Raw genomic sequence first — 1546 nt, forward strand, 5'->3', positions numbered from 1 at the left:
AATGCACGGATAAATCGGGGCTATGAGTTGGCATTCTCCTACGGCGTTGTCGACTTTAATGCGAATAGACACTCAACGGTGGAAAAAATGCTCGCCGACGCTGATATTATTCTGTACGACCAGAAAAAGAAAAGGCGCTACACTGAACGCTTAGCAGAAAAAAACTAAGGGCTCGCTGAGAGAGGAACTGGATTCAGCGGTATGGACACCGCAAGATGCAGTCTTGCGTGGCGACGGCCGTTAATCTATCTCTTGGCTATCTATAATCTCGTGCGAATAGCTGTATTCGCACCGAGCCCAGCGTTACCATGTCTGTGGCATTAAGCCAGCTAAGGTTTGGCGACGACAGTTAGCGTGGAGAATATGATGAGTGATATCCAATACCCTCTTGAGGGCGCTTGCCAGTGTGGAAACATTCGTTACCAGCTGTTGGCGCCGCCGTTAAAAATTATGGCTTGTCACTGTAAAGCCTGCCAAAAACTGTCGACCAGCGCCTTTAGCATTACCGCCCTCGTTAATGCCGATAGTCTTGTTATTCAGGGCGAATTGGCACAGTGGGAACGTCTGGCTGAGAGTGGCAATAAAAACTACGCTAAATTTTGTCCCCACTGTGGCAACCGAATTTATCACTTTAATCCAGACCAACCAGAAACCATAAAACTCAAGGCCGCCAGCCTCGATGATACGCGGATTCTTAATCCCGAGGCCCATATTTGGGTGTGCCAGAAACAAGATTGGTACCAGATCCCAGAAGGCGTTCCTCAGTTTGATAAGCAGCCATAGCTTATTCTAAACCCCGCTTAGCCTTTAAGCGCTCAGCCCTGCGACATCATGTCGCATTGTTGTTGGCGTGTTAATCACTAAAATGTGCAGCTCAAAATCGAGGTGCACATGTCTAAATTTATTTCGCCAATTATATTGCTCAGTGCCCTTGGTATGAACGTACCGACTTGGGCCGAACACGCCGTGCTTGAAACCATATTGGTAACGGCAACCCGCGACGATCAGCAATTGGCCGATGTGGCCGCAAGCGTTGGGGTTTTAGATCAAGAAACCATTGAAGCGCTTAATCCACGTCATGCTAGCGAGTTAATGAATCGGATTCCCGGCGTCAATATTGTCCAGCTCGGTTCCGGCGGTGAAGGTGTTGCTGCGGCAATACGCCAACCCGTGTCTTACAACCCGGTCTATCTCTATTTGGAAAATGGTGTACCAACTCGCTCGGCGGGCTTTTTTAACCACAATGCCCTTTACGAAGTGAACACGGCATTGGCAAACGGTGTGGAAATTATTAAAGGCCCGGGTTCTGCTCTATACGGTTCCGACGCCATGGGCGCGGTGATTAACAGCCTTGTCGGTCAGCCGGCAAAAGAAGACCGCACCAGCCTTGCGCTTGAAACTGGTGAATTCGATCATTATCGCAGTCAGCTGCGGGCCTCACAGGTGCAGAGTAAGGATAGCTACACAGTAAATTTGTCGGCCGCGAAAAACGGCAGCTGGCGTGATAATAACGACAGTGAGCGTCAGGAATTAGTCTTGGGCTGGT

Annotated in this window: 2 protein-coding genes; both read left to right on the top strand. The window is 49.5% G+C overall.

What is annotated here, in order from left to right:
* Window positions 1–366 precede the first annotated feature (366 nt).
* On the top strand, window positions 367–783 hold the full coding sequence (locus ABYP33_RS19090) for a GFA family protein (protein ID WP_373092930.1): 417 nt from the start codon (window positions 367–369) through the stop codon (window positions 781–783).
* 108 nt (window positions 784–891) lie between these two features.
* A partial coding sequence (locus ABYP33_RS19095; protein WP_373092932.1) for a TonB-dependent receptor plug domain-containing protein occupies window positions 892–1546 on the top strand: 655 nt, incomplete at its 3' end.

This window comes from Zhongshania sp. (assembly GCF_041584495.1).
In the GTDB taxonomy this organism is placed as follows: Bacteria; Pseudomonadota; Gammaproteobacteria; order Pseudomonadales; family Spongiibacteraceae; genus Spongiibacter.

Bases quoted from the DNA above. Each gene is read 5' to 3' on its own strand.
- ABYP33_RS19090 (WP_373092930.1), top strand. From the start codon at position 367: ATGAGTGATATCCAATACCCTCTTGAGGGCGCTTGCCAGTGTGGAAAC.